Raw genomic sequence first — 18,066 nt, 5'->3', positions numbered from 1 at the left:
TTAATTAAGAGTAAAAAAGTATTTAATTTTCTAGTTTATCCCACCAAGTCTTTTTAAGAATAGAAATGATTAGAATTAATATCAAAACAGTAAGGTATAGAGGCATCTGAGCTTTTAAGATCAAATACATCGGCAATAGAGTCAGACACAGTTGGCCAATAATACCCAATACGACATTGAACATATCTCTTCCAAAACTCTTGTTATGTATCTGTATGCTATCTTCCTCTTCTATTATTTCACGAATAGGTTGCCATAGACCCCATGGTTTTACAGTCCTATAAAAGCTTTTTAGCACTTCTACATCACTAGGAGGGGCAGCGTAAGTTCCAATGATGCAACCTAAAAACGATATAAAAAATAACAGCGGAAAATAATACAGATCGAGCGTATCAAAAATTAAAGGAAATATTAATGCAGGAACGATACCAGCCACCATACCCCAAAAGAAACCATTTGCATTAAAGCGCCACCAATGCCATTTAAGTACATTTGCCGCAATATAACCTCCGTATAAAGCAGATACAATCCATTGTAAAATAGAATTTACATCTTTCACATAAAGCCCGAGAACTACTCCTAATAAAGCAACTACAATTCCTGAAAAGTAATTCATATTCCTAATCAAAATGTTAGATGCTTCAGGCTTAAAATATTTAAGATAAATATCATTTACAATATATGCTTGAGCCGCATTTAAAGTCCCAGCAAAAGTTCCCATAAAAGCCGCTAATAACCCCGCCAATAGTAATCCGGTTAATCCAACTGGAACAAATTGCACAATTGCTGCGGGTAATATTTTCTCAAAATCAACTCCTGTGGCTGATGATAGATCGAGCTGGTCGTAATACATAATTCCCAAAACTGCGAAGCCCATAATCATTGAATAACGAATTGGCAACAAAATCACCGATACTAAACCACTCATTTTTGCCGCATCTTTTGGGGATTTGGTAGAAAGTATTTTTTGCATATCATAATTAGGTGCCGGACCTGCTAGTGATGCAAAAATGCCCTTAAAGAGCATCATCATAAAGAAAATACCAAATAAAGAAAAGCCATCATCCTTTATCTTCTGATTCACTTCCGCAATATGGTTTGTCCAATCCAAGTTTAATTTCCAACCGAAAAAAGGATTCAACCAGCCTTCAGGTACATCCAATTCTTGCCCAACTAATCGGTCTGCAGCTATAACCGCAATGACAATAGCAGCAATAGACATAATAACATATTTAACTACATCTCCAATTACTATACTTGTCATTCCTCCCATAATTGCATACATCATGGTTATTACAGAAAATATAATTCCATAAAAATGAGGAACAAATGAAGGAGTTACAGAAAATGGGATATATGCCTTAATGCTTTCCCAAGGCACAAAGATCTCAACAAACTTACCTAGACCAATAAAACCATAAGCAAGGAAACCAAGACAACTGATTAAAGCAAATAGCACAACAATAGCATGTGACGATCGTACCCCTTTACCTATCAAACCAAAACGGGTACTGAGCCATTCTGCACCTGTCGTAGCATTTGATCTTCTTAACCAAATGGACAAGTACATCATCATAAATATTTGATTAAAGACAGGCCATAACCATGGGATCCAAATGCTTTTTAGGCCATAAACAAAAGCAAGTGTGACCATCCACATGGTACCAGAAATGTCAAACATATCAGAAGCATTCGATACTCCCAGCATATACCAAGGAAGTTTTTTACCCCCCAAAAGATAAGATTCTTTGTTCCGCTGAGCCCGCTTCTTTAAAATGAAACCCAAAAGGATCATCATTATTAAATAGACTAGAATCACAATAATATCAATAGTTGAAAGCATCATATTTTAATATAATTTAGAATCCATAATATAGCTCTTCTATTTTTTCTTTACTGCAACCTGAGTAATAAACCCCATTAAGCTTTACCTTAACAGCACAACTAGAAAAACTGACAATCAAATATTGTAAGTTCTGCATTTAATTTATAACTGGGCTAAACAAACTTAGGTTCCTTAAGACAAATTGTATAATACTATTTTAGCATATACTTAACCAAATCAAAATAATTAGTTAAATTCACTTAACCAATACCTTTATGAAATGAATCAAAAAATCGTTAGAGAAATTACTCCCCTAACTGATAGCGATTTCTTTACTCTATTCTCACGGAAGAAAAAGGAATTCGATTTCCCTCTACATTTCCATGAAGAATACGAATTAAATTTAATATTAAATGCTAAAGGTGCCAGGAGGATTATTGGAGATCATGTTGAGACAATAGATGACTTGGAGTTAGTCTTTGTTGGTACAAACTTATACCATGGCTGGTTTACTCATGAGTGTAAGAGTGAAATGATTCAGGAAGTTACTATTCAATTCAATAATGAAATACTAAATGCTCAATTTCTCAATAAAAATCAATCAAGCTATTTAAAAAAGCTTTTTGAGGATTCTAAAAAAGGAATTCTTTTCCCTGCGGAAACCATATCTGCTATTAAAGACAGGATACTTATTTTAAAGGACAGCCAAGGCTTTAATTCTGTATTAAATTTCATGCAAATCTTCCATCAACTATCTCTTTCACCATATAAGACTTTATGTAATGAAGGATTTCAAGAAACATCTCCCAATGCCAACAGCCGAAGAATAAAACAAGTATTTGATTATATGAACCAGAACTTTAGAAATGATATCAACCTTAATGATGTTTCTAAGTTGGTAAATATGCACGAAGTATCTTTAAGTCGATTTATAAAGAAACGTACCGGAAAAAATTTTATTGACTGTTTAAACGAAATCCGCATTGGACAGGTATGTCGCCTAATCATTGATACTACTCAAAGCATTTCAGAGATAGCATATACCTGTGGCTTCAATAATATTTCATACTTCAATCGTGTTTTCAAAAAGAAGAAAGGTTGTACACCCAAAGAGTTTAGAGAAAACTTTTCAGGAATAAGGCTATACGTTTAATTTCTTTGATTCTTTTGTATAAAGGTATCTCACCAAAAAAAGGTTAAGAACGCAAAAAACCCTGTCTCGCGATGAGACAGGGTTCCTGTAAGATTGGGCGCCGACCTACTCTCCCACCTGTTACGGCAGTACCATCGGCTCTGGCGGGCTTAACTTCTCTGTTCGGTATGGGAAGAGGTGGTCACCGCCGATATAGGCACCTAAATATTTTATTATGTTTCTCTGATCATTAATAGAGTCAGCTAAACAATGACATGTACTGGAAGAAAAAAAGAAAGAGGAAGACAACAGTTCTATCTGCTTGAGAAAGCTTCGGGCAATTAGTACTGCTCGGCTTTGGTATTTCTACCTTTACACCTACAGCCTATCAACGTCGTAGTCTACAACGACCCTCAATGGAAGTCTCATCTCGTGGCTAGTTTCGCGCTTAGATGCTTTCAGCGCTTATCTATTCCCAACGTAGCTACTCTGCAGTACAGCTGGCGCCATAACAGATTCACCAGAGGTTAGTCCAACCCGGTCCTCTCGTACTAAGGTCAGCCCCACTCAAACTTCCAACGCCCACAACAGATAGGGACCGAACTGTCTCGCGACGTTCTGAACCCAGCTCGCGTGCCACTTTAATGGGCGAACAGCCCAACCCTTGGGACCTTCTCCAGCCCCAGGATGTGACGAGCCGACATCGAGGTGCCAAACCTCCCCGTCGATATGAGCTCTTGGGGGAGATCAGCCTGTTATCCCCAGAGTACCTTTTATCCTTTGAGCGATGGCCCTTCCATGCAGAACCACCGGATCACTATATCCGTCTTTCGACCCTGATCGACTTGTCGGTCTCACAGTCAAGCAAGCTTATGCTATTGCACTCCACGTACGGTTACCAAGCGTACTGAGCTTACCTTTGAAAGCCTCCGTTACCTTTTTGGAGGCGACCACCCCAGTCAAACTACCCACCAAACAATGTCCTCCGCTTTGCGGAGTTAGAAACCGAGTACAGAAAGGGTGGTATTTCAAGGTTGATTCCACGACCCCTAGCGAGGCCGCTTCACAATCTCCCACCTATCCTACACATCCTGTACCCAATTCCAATGTTAAGCTATAGTGAAGGTTCATGGGGTCTTTCCGTCCCGTTGCGGGTAATCGGCGTCTTCACCGATACCACAATTTCACCGAGCTCATGGCTGAGACAGCGCCCAGATCGTTACACCATTCGTGCAGGTCGGAACTTACCCGACAAGGAATTTCGCTACCTTAGGACCGTTATAGTTACGGCCGCCGTTTACTGGGGCTTCGATTCAATGCTTCGCCTTACGACTAACATCCCCTCTTAACCTTCCAGCACCGGGCAGGTGTCAGGCCTTATACATCATCTTTCGATTTGGCAAAGCCATATGTTTTTGTTAAACAGTCGCCTGGGCCGTTTCACTGCGGCTTCTCACACATTGCTGCATGAGGAAGCGCCCCTTCTCCCGAAGTTACAGGGCCATTTTGCCGAGTTCCTTAGCCATGATTCACTCGAGCACCTTAGGATTCTCTCCTCGAACACCTGTGTCGGTTTGCGGTACGGGTTTTTATAACCTGAAGCTTAGCGGGTTTTCTTGGAAGTCTGATTACCTGCACTATCAGCGCACCCGAAGGCTTGCTGTACTGTCGGGCTTCAGCAGGAACGGCGGATTTGCCTACCATTCCTATACCTACACCCTTCAACGAACTATTCCGTCAGTTCGCGGCAGTGTCACTACTCCGTCACCACATCGCAGTTATAAAAAGTACTGGAATATTAACCAGTTGTCCATCGGATTCCCCATTCGGGTACACCTTAGGACCCGACTAACCCTGATCCGATTAGCGTTGATCAGGAAACCTTGTTCTTTCGGTGGGCAGGTTTCTCGCCTGCCTTATCGTTACTTATGCCTACATTTGCTTTTCCAGAAGATCCAGCACAACTTACGTCATACCTTCAGCTCCGCTGGAATGCTCCCCTACCACTTGTACAACTTAATGTACAAATCCATAGCTTCGGTGATACACTTAATGCCCGTTTATTATCCATGCCCGATCGCTCGACTAGTGAGCTGTTACGCACTCTTTAAATGAATGGCTGCTTCCAAGCCAACATCCTAGCTGTCTGTGCAATCGGACCTCGTTAGTTCAACTTAGCGTATACTTGGGGACCTTAGCTGATGGTCTGGGTTCTTTCCCTCTCGGCCCTGGACCTTAGCACCCAGAGCCTCACTGCCGGTTATATTTCATAGCATTCGGAGTTTGTCTGGATTTGGTAGGATGTGACTCCCCCGCACCCAATCAGTAGCTCTACCTCTATGAAACTCTACACCGACGCTGTTCCTAAAAACATTTCGGGGAGTACGAGCTATTTCCCAGTTTGATTAGCCTTTCACCCCTACCCACAGATCATCCGGAAACTTTTCAACGTTTATCGGTTCGGTCCTCCAGTACGTGTTACCGCACCTTCAACCTGTCCATGGGTAGATCACAAGGTTTCGCGTCTACCTCCCCTGACTATGCGCCCTATTCAGACTCGCTTTCGCTGCGGATCCGTGGCTGAACCACTTAACCTTGCCAGGGAAGAGTAACTCGTAGGCTCATTATGCAAAAGGCACGCCGTCACGGAACAAGTCCGCTCCGACCGCTTGTAAGCACACGGTTTCAGGTTCTATTTCACTCCCCTGTTCGGGGTTCTTTTCACCTTTCCCTCACGGTACTAGTTCACTATCGGTCTCTCAGGAGTATTTAGCCTTACCAGATGGTGCTGGCAGATTCCCACAGGGCGTCTCCGACCCCGCGGTACTCAGGATACTGCTAGACCAGCTTCGCTTACGTATACGTGGCTATCACACGCTATGGCCCCCGTTTTCCACCGGGATTCTACTTCACTATGCTGTAATCACATCGCAGTCCTACAACCCCGACCTTGCCGTAACAAGATCGGTTTGGGCTCTTTCCCGTTCGCTCGCCACTACTTAGGAAATCATTATTATTTTCTTCTCCTCCGCTTACTTAGATGTTTCAGTTCAGCGGGTTTGCTCATTATATGTGACATGTCTTCAACATGCCGGGTTGCCCCATTCGGAAATCCACGGATCAAATCATATGTGCTGATCCCCGTGGCTTATCGCAGCTTATCACGTCCTTCATCGCCTCTGAGAGCCTAGGCATCCACCGTGTGCCCTTATTTACTTTCTTCTCCGCATACCCTTTTGCTAGTATATGCGGATGCTTTTTATTATCAGCCGTTGTTGATCCTGGCATTACTGCCCCTCTCAACAACAGCGTCTCTACTGTTGTCTTCTCTTAAATTTTTTTCTTCCAATATGTCAAAGAACGTTCCGGATGGGATTATACGCATCAGTCCAAGTGTTTAGCCCGTACCAATGGATCACCCTCCATAGGTGGAGAATATCGGAGTCGAACCGATGACCTCCTGCGTGCAAGGCAGGCGCTCTAGCCAGCTGAGCTAATTCCCCAAGATCTGTAGTCCCGAGCAGATTTGAACTGCTGACCCCTACATTATCAGTGTAGTGCTCTAACCAACTGAGCTACGGGACTAGCTATTATCTCTTCTGCTAAGGTACCTCTATAGGGATAGGTACTTTATTCTTCATTCTGTTTTTTTATAAGAAAATTACATGGCGTAACGAGTATCAAATACTCGGTCTTCTCTAGAAAGGAGGTATTCCAGCCGCACCTTCCGGTACGGCTACCTTGTTACGACTTAGCCCCAATTATCGGTTTTACCTTAGGACGCTCCTTGCGGTTACATACTTCAGGTACCCCCAACTTTCATGGCTTGACGGGCGGTGTGTACAAGGCCCGGGAACGTATTCACCGCGTCATTGCTGATACGCGATTACTAGCGAATCCAACTTCAAGAGGTCGAGTTGCAGACCTCTATCCGAACTGTGATCGGCTTTTGGAGATTGGCATCCTATTGCTAGGTAGCTGCCCTCTGTACCGACCATTGTAGCACGTGTGTAGCCCCGGACGTAAGGGCCATGATGACTTGACGTCGTCCCCACCTTCCTCTCCGCTTGCGCGGGCAGTCTGTTTAGAGTCCCCACCATTATGTGCTGGCAACTAAACATAGGGGTTGCGCTCGTTGCGGGACTTAACCCAACACCTCACGGCACGAGCTGACGACAGCCATGCAGCACCTAGTTTCGTGTCCCGAAGGACGTATCCATCTCTGGATACTTCACTAACTTTCAAGCCCGGGTAAGGTTCCTCGCGTATCATCGAATTAAACCACATGCTCCTCCGCTTGTGCGGGCCCCCGTCAATTCCTTTGAGTTTCAACCTTGCGGCCGTACTCCCCAGGTGGAATACTTAACGCTTTCGCTTGGACGCTGACTGTATATCGCCAACATCGAGTATTCATCGTTTAGGGCGTGGACTACCAGGGTATCTAATCCTGTTTGATCCCCACGCTTTCGTGCCTCAGCGTCAATCATACTTTAGTAAGCTGCCTTCGCAATCGGTGTTCTGTGACATATCTATGCATTTCACCGCTACTTGTCACATTCCGCCTACCTCAAGTACATTCAAGCTCGTCAGTATCAAAGGCACTGCGATGGTTGAGCCATCGTCTTTCACCCCTGACTTAACAAGCCGCCTACGCACCCTTTAAACCCAATAAATCCGGATAACGCTTGGATCCTCCGTATTACCGCGGCTGCTGGCACGGAGTTAGCCGATCCTTATTCCTCAGGTACATTCAGCCTTCTACACGTAGAAGGGTTTATTCCCTGGTAAAAGCAGTTTACAACCCAGAGGGCATTCTTCCTGCACGCGGCATGGCTGGTTCAGAGTTGCCTCCATTGACCAATATTCCTTACTGCTGCCTCCCGTAGGAGTCTGGGCCGTGTCTCAGTCCCAGTGTGGGGGGTCATCCTCTCAGATCCCCTAGACATCGTCGCCTTGGTGTGCCGTTACCACTCCAACTAGCTAATGTCACGCGAGCCCATCCTTGTCCCATAAATGTTTGATCATTAAGCAATGCTGCTCAATGATGTTATGCGGTATTAATCCGAATTTCTTCGGGCTATCCCCCTGACAAAGGTAGGTTGCTCACGCGTTACGCACCCGTACGCCACTCTCATGAGGAGCAAGCTCCTCAATCTCGTTCGACTTGCATGTATTAGGCCTGCCGCTAGCGTTCATCCTGAGCCAGGATCAAACTCTCCATTGTAAATGTTGTTTGACCTGACCCTATTACTCAAATTGTTAATAGAATCGGTACTGTTAATTATATCTATCAACCGGTTTTGACTTGGTTTGAATTTTGCCGATCTGATTCGATCGGACTTCTAACTTTCGTTGTCTTTCAAACTACTCGTTACGCTACATGTTAATCTTCTTTAAAAGAACTTGCTTGCCTTGCCTCGCGGTTCGGCTCTTATTATATCTCTTCAGGTTTGTCCCTCCCTGTTCAGTTGGGCCCCTGTTTCAATCTTTTCTGTTTTCATTTTCACCTCGGCATCGCGCCTCGGGTGACCCCTTCGTTTCGGGATTGCAAAGGTAAGAGAAGTTTTGGATTATGCAAAATAAATAATTTTTATTTTTTTGCCCTTTCTTTCACTCACTTTCGGGGTATCAAAGTTCGGGTTTTTTTGCCGCTCTCGCAAGCTTTATTTCCCCTTCTTTTTCTGCTCCCTCCCACCGGCTTCCTTCGCTGGCGGGCTGCAAAGGTAACAAGCTTTTTGGTTCCCGCAAAATAAAAATGAAATTCTTTTTTAATCCCCTTTTTCCCTGCTTTATAAACCCTTCGCTACCTCTATCCTTCAACCAAATTCTCAATGAACAACCCGCTTCCTTTCTGGTTGCGGAGTGCAAAGATACGCACTATTCACTCCCATCCAAATCTTTTTGTACCTTTATTCCTCCCAAACACCCAATGTCCTGGAAGACAAACAGATTCTTTTTGATCGAAGCTGAATGCGATGCAGACAAAGGCCTCCGGAAGCAAGTGGTTCTGCTGAACAAGCAGCCCCTTCCGGGCTGAATCCTCCAGCAAGCACGCATCCCCCTTCCACCATCCACGGGCAGTATCTGCGCCCGAGCATGCCAAAAAACGCAGACACAACCCATACATAACGCATAAACAACGCAAACAACAATACCAAGACAATGCCCTGCCCTTTACAAAACCTCTTCTAAAAGAACCCATCCTTGCAAGAACGAATCCTTGCAACAAGTACTTCTAGACAATAACTACTTCCAGATGATAACTACTTCTAGAAACTACTTCCAGACAAGAACATAACCTTCTAAAAAAACACCTAAAACAATTTTTGTACTTTTACAATACTATTGTATAATACAACCATGGGAACAAAAGATATTGAAATATCAAGGAAGAAGCCAATTTATCCTGTAATTCCATCTTTGCAAAAGTATTTGCATGTTTATCAGCGTGACGAAAAACTACCGTTAACCTATCATGACTTACTGAGCTTCGATGAAACAGTTCCTGTATTAGATAAAACCGGGAAAGATACTTTATGGGAAACTCCACTTTATCCTTCTTCTGAAATTGAACGAATCCATTCTGGACTGAAAATAATATATGCAATTTTAAAGGCTTCTGGAAATATTCGGATCGTTGAGCATAAATACATTGATCGGATTGACTATTGCACTTTCGGGAATACACATCCATTCCGCATTCGTATAGTAAATAGGTTAAACGATGTGTACGATTATTTTTATGTTAAACAAACCGATGCATCACGAATATACGGGTTAGAGCTTGAACATATCTTATCGCCAAACCAAGTTAACTATATAGTAGATAGAAAGACCTTAATAGAAGAACATACTGCAGGTATACCTGGCGATGTTTTTGCAAACTGGCATTTTGACAAATCAGATTACAATCCTATTCGCATTGCAAAAGAGTTTGTTAAATTCAATGAGCGATGCCTAATAACCTTATTAGGAGATATGCGTTCATATAACTTTGTTATGCAGATTACGCCTGACTTTGATGATTTTCAATTCAGGATACGGTCTATTGATTTCGATCAGCAATTCTATGAAGGCAATATAAAGATATACCTACCACAATACTTCAAAGATAATTATCCTTATGTAAGGTTAGGAATCGACAACTTAACAGAGCAATCCGTACTTCAGTATCAGCAAGAAGAAAGATCGTCAATCGTACATCGCGCACGAAGTGAACGCCACCGAATTGCTGCATTAAGAGATGCTTCTGCAAATGACCAAATATCAACTCCAGAGAAAATGGCTGAATTAAGGCAAAATCTGGCTGAGCATTTTAAAGATAAAAACTATTATAAATGTAAGTCGATGACAGACTTAGTTGAATTGAACGTTAAAAATGTAATCCGACAAATTAAGCTGTGAGCCCTTTCAATAAGCTATCTTTGTTTTTTAACAGAGCAGTTTTTTCGCAATATTAACAGAGCAGCTTTTCGCAATAAAAGCTAAAACCGTTAAGCTTTTGACTGAAGAATAAATACAGTGCTATATTATAGCCGTGCAGTTAATTGTTAAACTTTGTTAAAAGGCAGGTATTCTTTCTTTAGTTTAAGTTTTACCTAATATCTTGGTATCAAAAAAATATAATTGCTACATATTTTTAATTCAACTATCTTTGCAAAATGTTTAAAAACAAACGTATAATACAAACGCTTGCAATATTGCTGCTTGTTGCTGTTGGATTCTCGGGATGCAAAAGCAAATTCGAGAAACTACGAGCAAGTAATGATACAGGCAGAAAATACCAGGAAGCGATCAGACTTTATAATAATGGTAAATATACCAAAGCTCTTGTTTTGTTTGATGATCTCGTAAAACTGTACAGAGGCCGTCCAGAAGCAGAAGATTTAAATTATTATTTTGCTTTTACCAATTATAAGTTAGGAGATTATACGACCGCTCGTTATAATTTTAAATCTTTTACAGATACTTATCCTGGTAGCCCTAAAGCAGAAGAATGCCGTTACATGGGAGCCTATTGCTATTACCTTGAATCTCCTGTTTATTCATTGGATCAGGATAATACGTTAAAGGCTATTGAAGCGCTGCAACTGTTTATAAATATCTATCCTGAAAGCGAACGTGCTGAAGAAGCATCAGGATTAATCACTACTCTTCGTGATAAATTAGAGCGTAAATCTTACGAGAACGCTAAATTATATTTGGATATCGGAGATTATTTAGCTGCTGTAATTGCATTTGAAAACTCATTACGTGATTATCCAGATACTAAGTATGCTGAACTTCTTGAGTATTACAAGATAGAAGCACAATACAAATATGCATTAAATAGCTCTGACCGTAGAAAGGAAGAACGTTTTAGAACAGCTATTGAGTTCTCAGAAGATTTTGTTTCAGACTATCCGGATAGTAAATATATAAAAGACGCCAACGAATTTAAAAGTGACTCTGAAAAAAGGATAGTTGCTGTTAAAGAAACATTATCTGCTTTAGCTGTTCTTCAGAAAGAAGCTGAAGAAAGAATAAAGAAACGTGAAGAAGAACAGACTTTAAAAGAAACACCAGTAAGTCCGCAAGGATAAAATACCCAAAAAGCCGCAAGGATAAAAAATAAAACCATGGAAAACAATCAAGAAAAAGCAATAGTTCCAACACCTACTACTACTGTTACACGCGATTTACGTACGTTAGATGTAAATACAGATAACATTTACGAATCAATTGTAGTAATCAGTAAACGTGCTAATCAGATAGCTTCGGATGTAAAAGAAGAATTGCATTCTAAACTTGCTGATTTTGCGACTGTAAATGATAACCTGGAAGAAGTATTTGAAAACCGTGAGCAAATTGAGATTTCAAAACACTACGAGCGTATGCCAAAGCCTACTCTACTAGCTATTGACGAATTTCTAAACGACAAGGTTTACTACAGAATTCCAACTCCTGAACAAGAGTAAATCTTAACGCTATGCTTAAAGGCCAAAATATTGTCTTAGGCGTGTGTGGAAGCATAGCAGCTTATAAATCAGCATTACTGGTTAGGTTATTAGTGAAAGCACAAGCTAATGTGCAAATAATAATGACTCCGGATGCTGTAAACTTTATTACCCCTTTAACACTTTCTGTGCTTTCAAAGAATCCCGTTTTGGTGGATTCTTTTGACTCAAAAAGTGGTGTGTGGACCAATCATGTTGAGTTAGGCCTGTGGGCCGATGCACTCATTATTGCTCCGATTAGTGCCAATAGCCTGGCTAAAATCTCGAACGGCCTTTGCGATAACCTGTTAACAGCTGTATATTTATCTGCACGCTGCCCGGTTTATTTTGCACCAGCCATGGATTTAGATATGTGGGCACACCCTTCCACTCAAACCAATGTTAAGCAACTTTTGTCTTATGGCAACAAGTTAATTGCACCTGCTAATGGCGAGTTAGCCAGTGGACTTGAAGGAGAAGGCAGAATGGCTGAACCCGAAGAGATTGTTCAATACTTAAGCAATACACTTTTAGAAACCAACGCTCCATTAAGTGGCAAAAAGGTGCTTATAACAGCCGGCCCAACTTATGAAGCTATTGATCCGGTTCGCTTTATAGGAAATCACTCCAGTGGTAAAATGGGTTTTGCACTTGCTGAAGTATTTCAAAAGCTTGGCGCAAAAGTTACATTGATTAGTGGGCCGACTTCTTTATCTACCCCTAACTGCGTTAGCAGAATAAACATTACTTCTGCAGCAGAAATGCTTCAAGCTTGTTCAGAAAACTTTGAAGAAGCAGATATACTTATCATGAGTGCTGCAGTGGCCGATTACCGCCCAAAAGAAGTTGCTGCAGATAAAATAAAGAAGGATGAAGACTCTTTAATCCTTGATTTAGAAAAAACAACCGATATCTTAAAAACACTGGGTGCTAAGAAAAGAGAGAATCAAATCATTGTTGGTTTTGCATTAGAAACCACCAATGAGCTTGCAAATGCAGAAGCAAAACTTAAGAGAAAGAACCTGGATCTGATTATACTCAACTCTCTTAAAGATGAAGGAGCAGGCTTTGCTGGCGATCAAAATAAAATAACGACTATTGATTCGTCAGGGAATAAGCAAACTTTCGATTTGAAATCGAAAGTTGAAGTTGCAAAAGATATCGCTCAGGAAGTTCTTTCTCTGCTCTCAAAAAAGCAATAATACCACCTTTCACTCTATCCACAATTTAAGCTTCTTTATGTATCTTTGACCGAAGCGATTAATCTAATCTTTTGATCTGAAACCTATTTCTACATGCTTGCACGTTTGTCTATAAAAAATTATGCATTAATTGATGAGATCGATATCCAGTTTGCCACGGGATTAAATATCATAACAGGAGAAACCGGTGCAGGAAAGTCGATCATTTTAGGTGCGCTATCGCTTATCTTAGGACAGCGTTCAGAAAGCAAATACTTTTATAATCAAGATAAGAAATGTGTAATTGAAGGTTATTTCAATATCGATAACTATCAGATCAAGCCGTTCTTTGAAGAAAACGATTTGGATTATGAACCTCAAACGATCTTAAGACGAGAGATATTCAGCGATGGCAAATCAAGAGCTTTCATTAATGACACACCTGTCAAACTTAGTTTATTAAAATCAATAAGCGAACTCTTAATTGCTATACATTCTCAACATGCAACGCTGGAAATCAATAAAGAGTCTTTTCAGTTATTAACCATTGATGGCGTTGCGGAGAATAGCGACCTGCTAGCCCGCTTCCATAAAACATTTACAAGCTTCAATAAGGCGAAAGAATCTTATAACAGACTTGTAAAAGAATCAGCACAGCTTAAATCAGAAACAGACTATCATCAATTCTTATTTGATGAACTTCTAGAAGCAAACCTGGAACCTGATGAACAAAAACTATTAGAAGAAGAAGTAAACAAGCTTAGCCATGCAGAAGAGATAAAGCGAAGCTTACAACAGGCAAGTTTTGCACTGGATGCACAAGAACAGTCTGCATTACAGCTTCTAAAAGAAGGCCTATCTCAATTGCAACAATGTGAAAGGTTTCTACCCAGCATTCATGAGTTATCTGCTCGTTTAAATAGCAGTATCATTGAGTTGAAAGATATTAATGAAGAAATCTATCAATTAGACAACGATACATTTGTGGATGGTGAGCGTATGCTTATTGTTCAGGATCGTCTGAGTTTAATTTATAAACTTCAACAAAAGCATCAGGTTAATACTGTTGAAGATTTAATTAAGTTAAGAGATGAGCTTGATGAAAAGATCAACGCCGTATCAGTCAATGAGGATAATATATTAAAGCTAAAAGCAAAAAAAGAGTTGCTGAATCAACAGGCTTTGGCCTTGGCCGATGAGCTTTCACAACGCCGGCAAGAGGCCATTCCTTTAATAGAAAAGGAAATCGTTTCTTCATTAACGAAGGTTGAAATGCCGCAAAGTATTTTCAAAATAAAGCTTAATGCGCTTCCGGCAGAAGAACTCCGCAGCAGTGGAAAAGATGAAGTAGAGTTTCTCTTTACTGCGAACCTGGGCCAGGAACCACAATCAGTAAGTAAGGTTGCATCTGGCGGAGAGCTATCGCGGTTAATGCTGGCTATCAAATCACTAGTTGCTAAAACATCTGCGTTACCAACCATTATCTTTGATGAGATCGACACCGGGATTTCAGGCGAGGTTGCTATTAAAGTTGGTGACCTGATGAAGAAACTCACAGAGAACCTGCAAGTAATTGCCATTACGCATTTACCTCAGATCGCCTCGCAAGGCTCTTCTCATTTCAAAGTTTTTAAAGAAGAAAAAACAAATCATACCCAAACCAATATTCAATTGTTAAATCCAGAAGAACGTATTCAGGAGATCGCACAAATGCTGGGCGGTAAAGATATCAGCGAAACAGCTTTCTTGCATGCGAAAGAACTACTTACCTTAAATAAAAACTAATACAGAATAAATACCGTTAATAAACAGACAAAAGGTTCATGTAATTTGGCAGATCAGCAACTTTTTACAACCTTTGGTACAAAATCGAAAATAAAACAATCCATTATGGCATACAACTTATTAAAAGGAAAAAAAGGAATCATTTTCGGTGCGCTAGATGACCGTTCTATTGCATGGAAAACCGCATTAAAATGCGTAGAAGAAGGAGCTGAGATCATTTTAACTAATGCACCGGTTGCTTTAAGAATGGGAACAATTGATCAACTTTCAAAAGAATGCAATAATGCACCGGTTATCCCTGCAGATGTAACAAGTCAGGCAGATATTGACAATTTATTCGATAAAGCTATTGAGCATTTTGGTGGAGGCGTTGACTTTATCCTTCATTCAATCGGGATGAGTATTAACGTTCGTAAAGGAATTCATTATACCGAAAACAATTACGATTATATGCATAAGGGATTTGATATCTCTGCAATCAGTCTTCATCGTATCTTGCAAACTGCTATGAAGAAAGATGCTATCAACGAGTGGGGTTCTGTTGTTGCACTTAGCTACATTGCCGGTCAACGCGTATTCCCGGATTACAACGATATGGCGGATGCCAAAGCTTTGTTAGAAAGCATTGCCCGTAATTTCGGATACCAATACGGTGTTAAGAAACACGTTAGAATCAATACAATCAGCCAGTCGCCAACTCGTACAACAGCAGGTTCGGGCGTTAAAGGTTTTGATGGTTTCGTTGATTATGCAGATAAAATGTCACCGCTAGGAAACGCAACTGCAGACGAATGTGCTAACTACGCCGTTTCTTTATTCTCAGATCTGACCAAGATGGTTACTATGCAAAACCTTTTCCATGATGGAGGTTTCTCTTTTACAGGAGTAAGCCAAAGAATCATTGACGATATGACTGAATAACATTTAAAAAAGATAAAAGAAAAAGCGGAATCTTGATAACCTCAGGATTCCGCTTTTTCTTTTATACTTAATACTAATCTATATATCTGCAGCTAATATTAATTTAACTCAAAAGATTGATGGCGTTCAGGAATTTCTACCTGGTATCCCTGTCCCATTAACTTATTCTTAAAGATAAGTTGAGTGTCAGGATCTCCATGAACCAAGAATATTTTCTTTAGCTGAGCAGGGTTTTGCTTTGAAATAAACTGAAGCAAATCATTCTGATCTCCATGCGCACTCATCGACTGAACACTCTCCACCTTCGCCTTTACAAAAAATTTCTCACCGAAAATTGATACCATTTCTACACCAGCCTTTAACCTTCCGGCTAATGACCCCGGCTCACTATAGCCCACAAGTAATATTGTATTCTTTGGATCTTCAATATTGTTTTTGATATGATGCTTTACTCTTCCTGCTTCCGCCATTCCTGATGCAGAAATAATAATACAAGGCTCCTTTCTAAAGTTCAATGATTTAGACTCTTCTGCATCTTCTACAAAATGCAAGCCCGGAAAATCAAAAGGATCATCATCACTCTTCATAACCTCCTGAACCTTTTCATTAAAACTCCAGGGATGTGATTTCACAACTAAGGTAGCTTTCTCTGATAGCGGGCTATCTACATATACAGGAATTTTAGGCAGCTTATTACTCAGGCCTAAATTATTCAAATGGTATAATAGCTCTTGCGTTCTACCCACGCTAAAAGCTGGAATAATAACCTTCCCTCCTCTTTGTACGCATGTTTCTTGTATAACCCGGTTTAGCATCTCTTCTGTAGATACGATCTTTTCATGAATTTCGTCACCATAGGTCGATTCTAATAAGATGTAATCAGCCTGTCGAAACTCTTCTGGAGACTTCAAGATAAGATCACCATAACGGCCCACATCTCCAGAAAAAGAAATCTTAGTCAGTTTTCCATCTTCCATAATATCGAGGTGCACAGCCGCGCTTCCTATAATATGGCCAGCATCCGTATAAAGCAACTTTACTCCTTTGCACAGATCAAACTCTGTATGATATTTAACTGTACGGAAAAGTGAAAGAGCCAAATGAGCATCCTCCGTATCATATAAAGGATCGACAGGTTTTTTACCCTGCTTCAATAAATTCTTATTTAAATAGCGAGTATCTGATTCCTGAATATGGGCAGAGTCCAGCAATAATATCTTGCATAAATCTCGCGTAGCCGGCGTACAAATAATCTTCCCACGAAAACCTTCTTTTACCAACAAAGGCAACAAACCAGTATGGTCAATGTGGGCATGAGATAACACAACATAATCAACCTCTGACGGAGTAAATCCAAAATGTTTATTTAGAATATCGCTGTCAGAGCCTCTTCCTTGAAACATCCCACAGTCTAATAAAATGGTAGTGCCGTTCTTCAAAGTAATTAAATGTTTGCTACCGGTTACAGTTTTTGCAGCACCATGAAAAGCTATTTGCATAGTATATTAATTTTATTTTCTCTAATAATTCAATTTAACAAAAAACCATTTCTAACTGCAATTAAAACGGAAATAGTTCTTAAACATATTATAAAAAGTAAAGGCAATATTTAAAAATATTGCCTTTACTTTTTATAATACAATGAAAATGATTTATTTCAATTGTTTAAACTTTACTTCCGGAGAATTGAACATTCCCTGATAATCTAAATAATCTGTAGTCGACAATATAATTTTCGCAATGATATCGCCCGTAGGGAATGTTGTCGTCACACCATCATCAGCTAATGGATCATCAGCGTAAATAGTTACCCATCCAATCGCATAGTTTACAGAATAAGCTAAACCTTCTGAAGTTGTGGGTAGAATCTCATAAGAATCTTCATCGTCAAAGCTCAATGCTACAGCAACTCCACCTTGAAGCAAGTAGTATTCTGTTAAATCTTTTAGTGGTATATCAAAAGCAATTTTTGCATTTGATATACGTTTCCAACCACTTGGATCTAATGTCACAACAAATGCTGTATTAGGATTCTCATATGTTGGTTGAACGTCGTTCGTGTCATCACATGCTGTTAACCCGATCATTAACAATGCACATAAAAATAGTAATGGCTTTTTCATATAAATTAGTTTTATTATTTTATTAAATAGATTCTCAAAATGTATAAAGGTTTAACACAAACAATAAGCCAAAACAGAAAAAGGCGCAATAAAATATTATTTTATCGCGCCTTTTTCTGTTTTT

11 protein-coding genes, 2 tRNA genes and 3 rRNA genes are annotated in these 18,066 nt (G+C 40.3%); 7 read left to right on the top strand and 9 right to left on the bottom strand.

From position 1 onward, the window contains the following. Positions 1 to 22: 22 nt before the first annotated feature. Positions 23 to 1,846 (bottom strand): sodium:solute symporter family protein, encoded by a 1,824-nt coding sequence (locus tag C8N28_RS09635; protein ID WP_132224261.1) that lies wholly within the window; start codon positions 1,844 to 1,846, stop codon positions 23 to 25. 259 nt (positions 1,847 to 2,105) lie between these two features. Here C8N28_RS09635 and C8N28_RS09630 point away from each other — a divergent pair, with 259 nt between their 5' ends. Then, positions 2,106 to 2,978: an AraC family transcriptional regulator gene (locus C8N28_RS09630; RefSeq protein ID WP_132224259.1), complete on the top strand. Its 873-nt coding sequence runs from the start codon at positions 2,106 to 2,108 to the stop codon at positions 2,976 to 2,978. 92 nt (positions 2,979 to 3,070) lie between these two features. Here the strand turns inward: C8N28_RS09630 and rrf are convergent. The 6 genes from rrf to C8N28_RS13800 form a co-directional block, all read right to left on the bottom strand. Next, positions 3,071 to 3,182: ribosomal RNA gene (gene rrf, locus C8N28_RS09625) — 5S ribosomal RNA — on the bottom strand. 97 nt (positions 3,183 to 3,279) lie between these two features. Then, positions 3,280 to 6,179 (bottom strand): 23S ribosomal RNA (locus C8N28_RS09620). A 207-nt stretch (positions 6,180 to 6,386) separates the two neighbouring features. Further along, a tRNA-Ala gene (locus C8N28_RS09615) sits at positions 6,387 to 6,460 on the bottom strand. Between the two features lie 8 nt (positions 6,461 to 6,468). Further along, positions 6,469 to 6,542 (bottom strand) — tRNA-Ile (locus C8N28_RS09610). Between the two features lie 117 nt (positions 6,543 to 6,659). Then, positions 6,660 to 8,181: ribosomal RNA gene (locus C8N28_RS09605) — 16S ribosomal RNA — on the bottom strand. Together the 16S, 23S and 5S rRNA genes with 2 tRNA genes alongside form the textbook arrangement of a ribosomal RNA operon. A gap of 685 nt (positions 8,182 to 8,866) precedes the next feature. Continuing rightward, complete coding sequence (locus C8N28_RS13800) at positions 8,867 to 9,028, bottom strand: hypothetical protein (protein ID WP_165870318.1); 162 nt, start codon at positions 9,026 to 9,028, stop codon at positions 8,867 to 8,869. A gap of 289 nt (positions 9,029 to 9,317) precedes the next feature. Here C8N28_RS13800 and C8N28_RS09600 point away from each other — a divergent pair, with 289 nt between their 5' ends. From C8N28_RS09600 to C8N28_RS09575, 6 genes are all read left to right on the top strand, one after another. Further along, positions 9,318 to 10,361: a hypothetical protein gene (locus tag C8N28_RS09600; RefSeq protein ID WP_132224257.1), complete on the top strand. Its 1,044-nt coding sequence runs from the start codon at positions 9,318 to 9,320 to the stop codon at positions 10,359 to 10,361. A gap of 257 nt (positions 10,362 to 10,618) precedes the next feature. Then, a complete protein-coding gene (locus C8N28_RS09595; RefSeq protein WP_132224255.1) occupies positions 10,619 to 11,539 on the top strand; it encodes an outer membrane protein assembly factor BamD in 921 nt (306 codons plus the stop codon). 36 nt (positions 11,540 to 11,575) lie between these two features. Continuing rightward, entirely contained in the window at positions 11,576 to 11,914 is a 339-nt protein-coding gene (locus C8N28_RS09590; RefSeq protein ID WP_132224254.1) for a DNA-directed RNA polymerase subunit omega, read from the top strand. 11 nt (positions 11,915 to 11,925) lie between these two features. Then, positions 11,926 to 13,134 (top strand): bifunctional phosphopantothenoylcysteine decarboxylase/phosphopantothenate--cysteine ligase CoaBC, encoded by a 1,209-nt coding sequence (gene coaBC, locus C8N28_RS09585; RefSeq protein WP_132224252.1) that lies wholly within the window; start codon positions 11,926 to 11,928, stop codon positions 13,132 to 13,134. A 93-nt stretch (positions 13,135 to 13,227) separates the two neighbouring features. Next, positions 13,228 to 14,898, top strand: a complete 1,671-nt coding sequence (gene recN / locus C8N28_RS09580; RefSeq protein WP_132224250.1) for a DNA repair protein RecN — start codon at positions 13,228 to 13,230, stop codon at positions 14,896 to 14,898. Positions 14,899 to 15,003: 105 nt separating this feature from the next. Then, a complete protein-coding gene (locus tag C8N28_RS09575; RefSeq protein ID WP_132224248.1) occupies positions 15,004 to 15,819 on the top strand; it encodes an enoyl-ACP reductase FabI in 816 nt (271 codons plus the stop codon). A 98-nt stretch (positions 15,820 to 15,917) separates the two neighbouring features. On the opposite strand, the gene C8N28_RS09570 is transcribed toward C8N28_RS09575, so the two are convergent. Both C8N28_RS09570 and C8N28_RS09565 read right to left on the bottom strand, forming a co-directional pair. Beyond that, positions 15,918 to 17,318: an MBL fold metallo-hydrolase RNA specificity domain-containing protein gene (locus C8N28_RS09570; protein ID WP_132224246.1), complete on the bottom strand. Its 1,401-nt coding sequence runs from the start codon at positions 17,316 to 17,318 to the stop codon at positions 15,918 to 15,920. 153 nt (positions 17,319 to 17,471) lie between these two features. After that, positions 17,472 to 17,942, bottom strand: a complete 471-nt coding sequence (locus C8N28_RS09565) for a hypothetical protein (protein ID WP_132224244.1) — start codon at positions 17,940 to 17,942, stop codon at positions 17,472 to 17,474. Positions 17,943 to 18,066 lie beyond the last annotated feature (124 nt).

The organism is Albibacterium bauzanense, assembly GCF_004339765.1.
Lineage (GTDB): Bacteria > Bacteroidota > Bacteroidia > Sphingobacteriales > Sphingobacteriaceae > Albibacterium > Albibacterium bauzanense.
This window is presented reverse-complemented; position numbering and strand designations above follow the sequence as displayed.

Coding starts and splice junctions, on each gene's coding strand:
- C8N28_RS09635 (WP_132224261.1), bottom strand. CDS start 1,846: ATGATGCTTTCAACTATTGATATTATTGTGATTCTAGTCTATTTAATA.
- C8N28_RS09630 (WP_132224259.1), top strand. CDS start 2,106: ATGAATCAAAAAATCGTTAGAGAAATTACTCCCCTAACTGATAGCGAT.
- C8N28_RS13800 (WP_165870318.1), bottom strand. CDS start 9,028: ATGGTGGAAGGGGGATGCGTGCTTGCTGGAGGATTCAGCCCGGAAGGG.
- C8N28_RS09600 (WP_132224257.1), top strand. CDS start 9,318: ATGGGAACAAAAGATATTGAAATATCAAGGAAGAAGCCAATTTATCCT.
- C8N28_RS09595 (WP_132224255.1), top strand. CDS start 10,619: ATGTTTAAAAACAAACGTATAATACAAACGCTTGCAATATTGCTGCTT.
- C8N28_RS09590 (WP_132224254.1), top strand. CDS start 11,576: ATGGAAAACAATCAAGAAAAAGCAATAGTTCCAACACCTACTACTACT.
- coaBC (WP_132224252.1), top strand. CDS start 11,926: ATGCTTAAAGGCCAAAATATTGTCTTAGGCGTGTGTGGAAGCATAGCA.
- recN (WP_132224250.1), top strand. CDS start 13,228: ATGCTTGCACGTTTGTCTATAAAAAATTATGCATTAATTGATGAGATC.
- C8N28_RS09575 (WP_132224248.1), top strand. CDS start 15,004: ATGGCATACAACTTATTAAAAGGAAAAAAAGGAATCATTTTCGGTGCG.
- C8N28_RS09570 (WP_132224246.1), bottom strand. CDS start 17,318: ATGCAAATAGCTTTTCATGGTGCTGCAAAAACTGTAACCGGTAGCAAA.
- C8N28_RS09565 (WP_132224244.1), bottom strand. CDS start 17,942: ATGAAAAAGCCATTACTATTTTTATGTGCATTGTTAATGATCGGGTTA.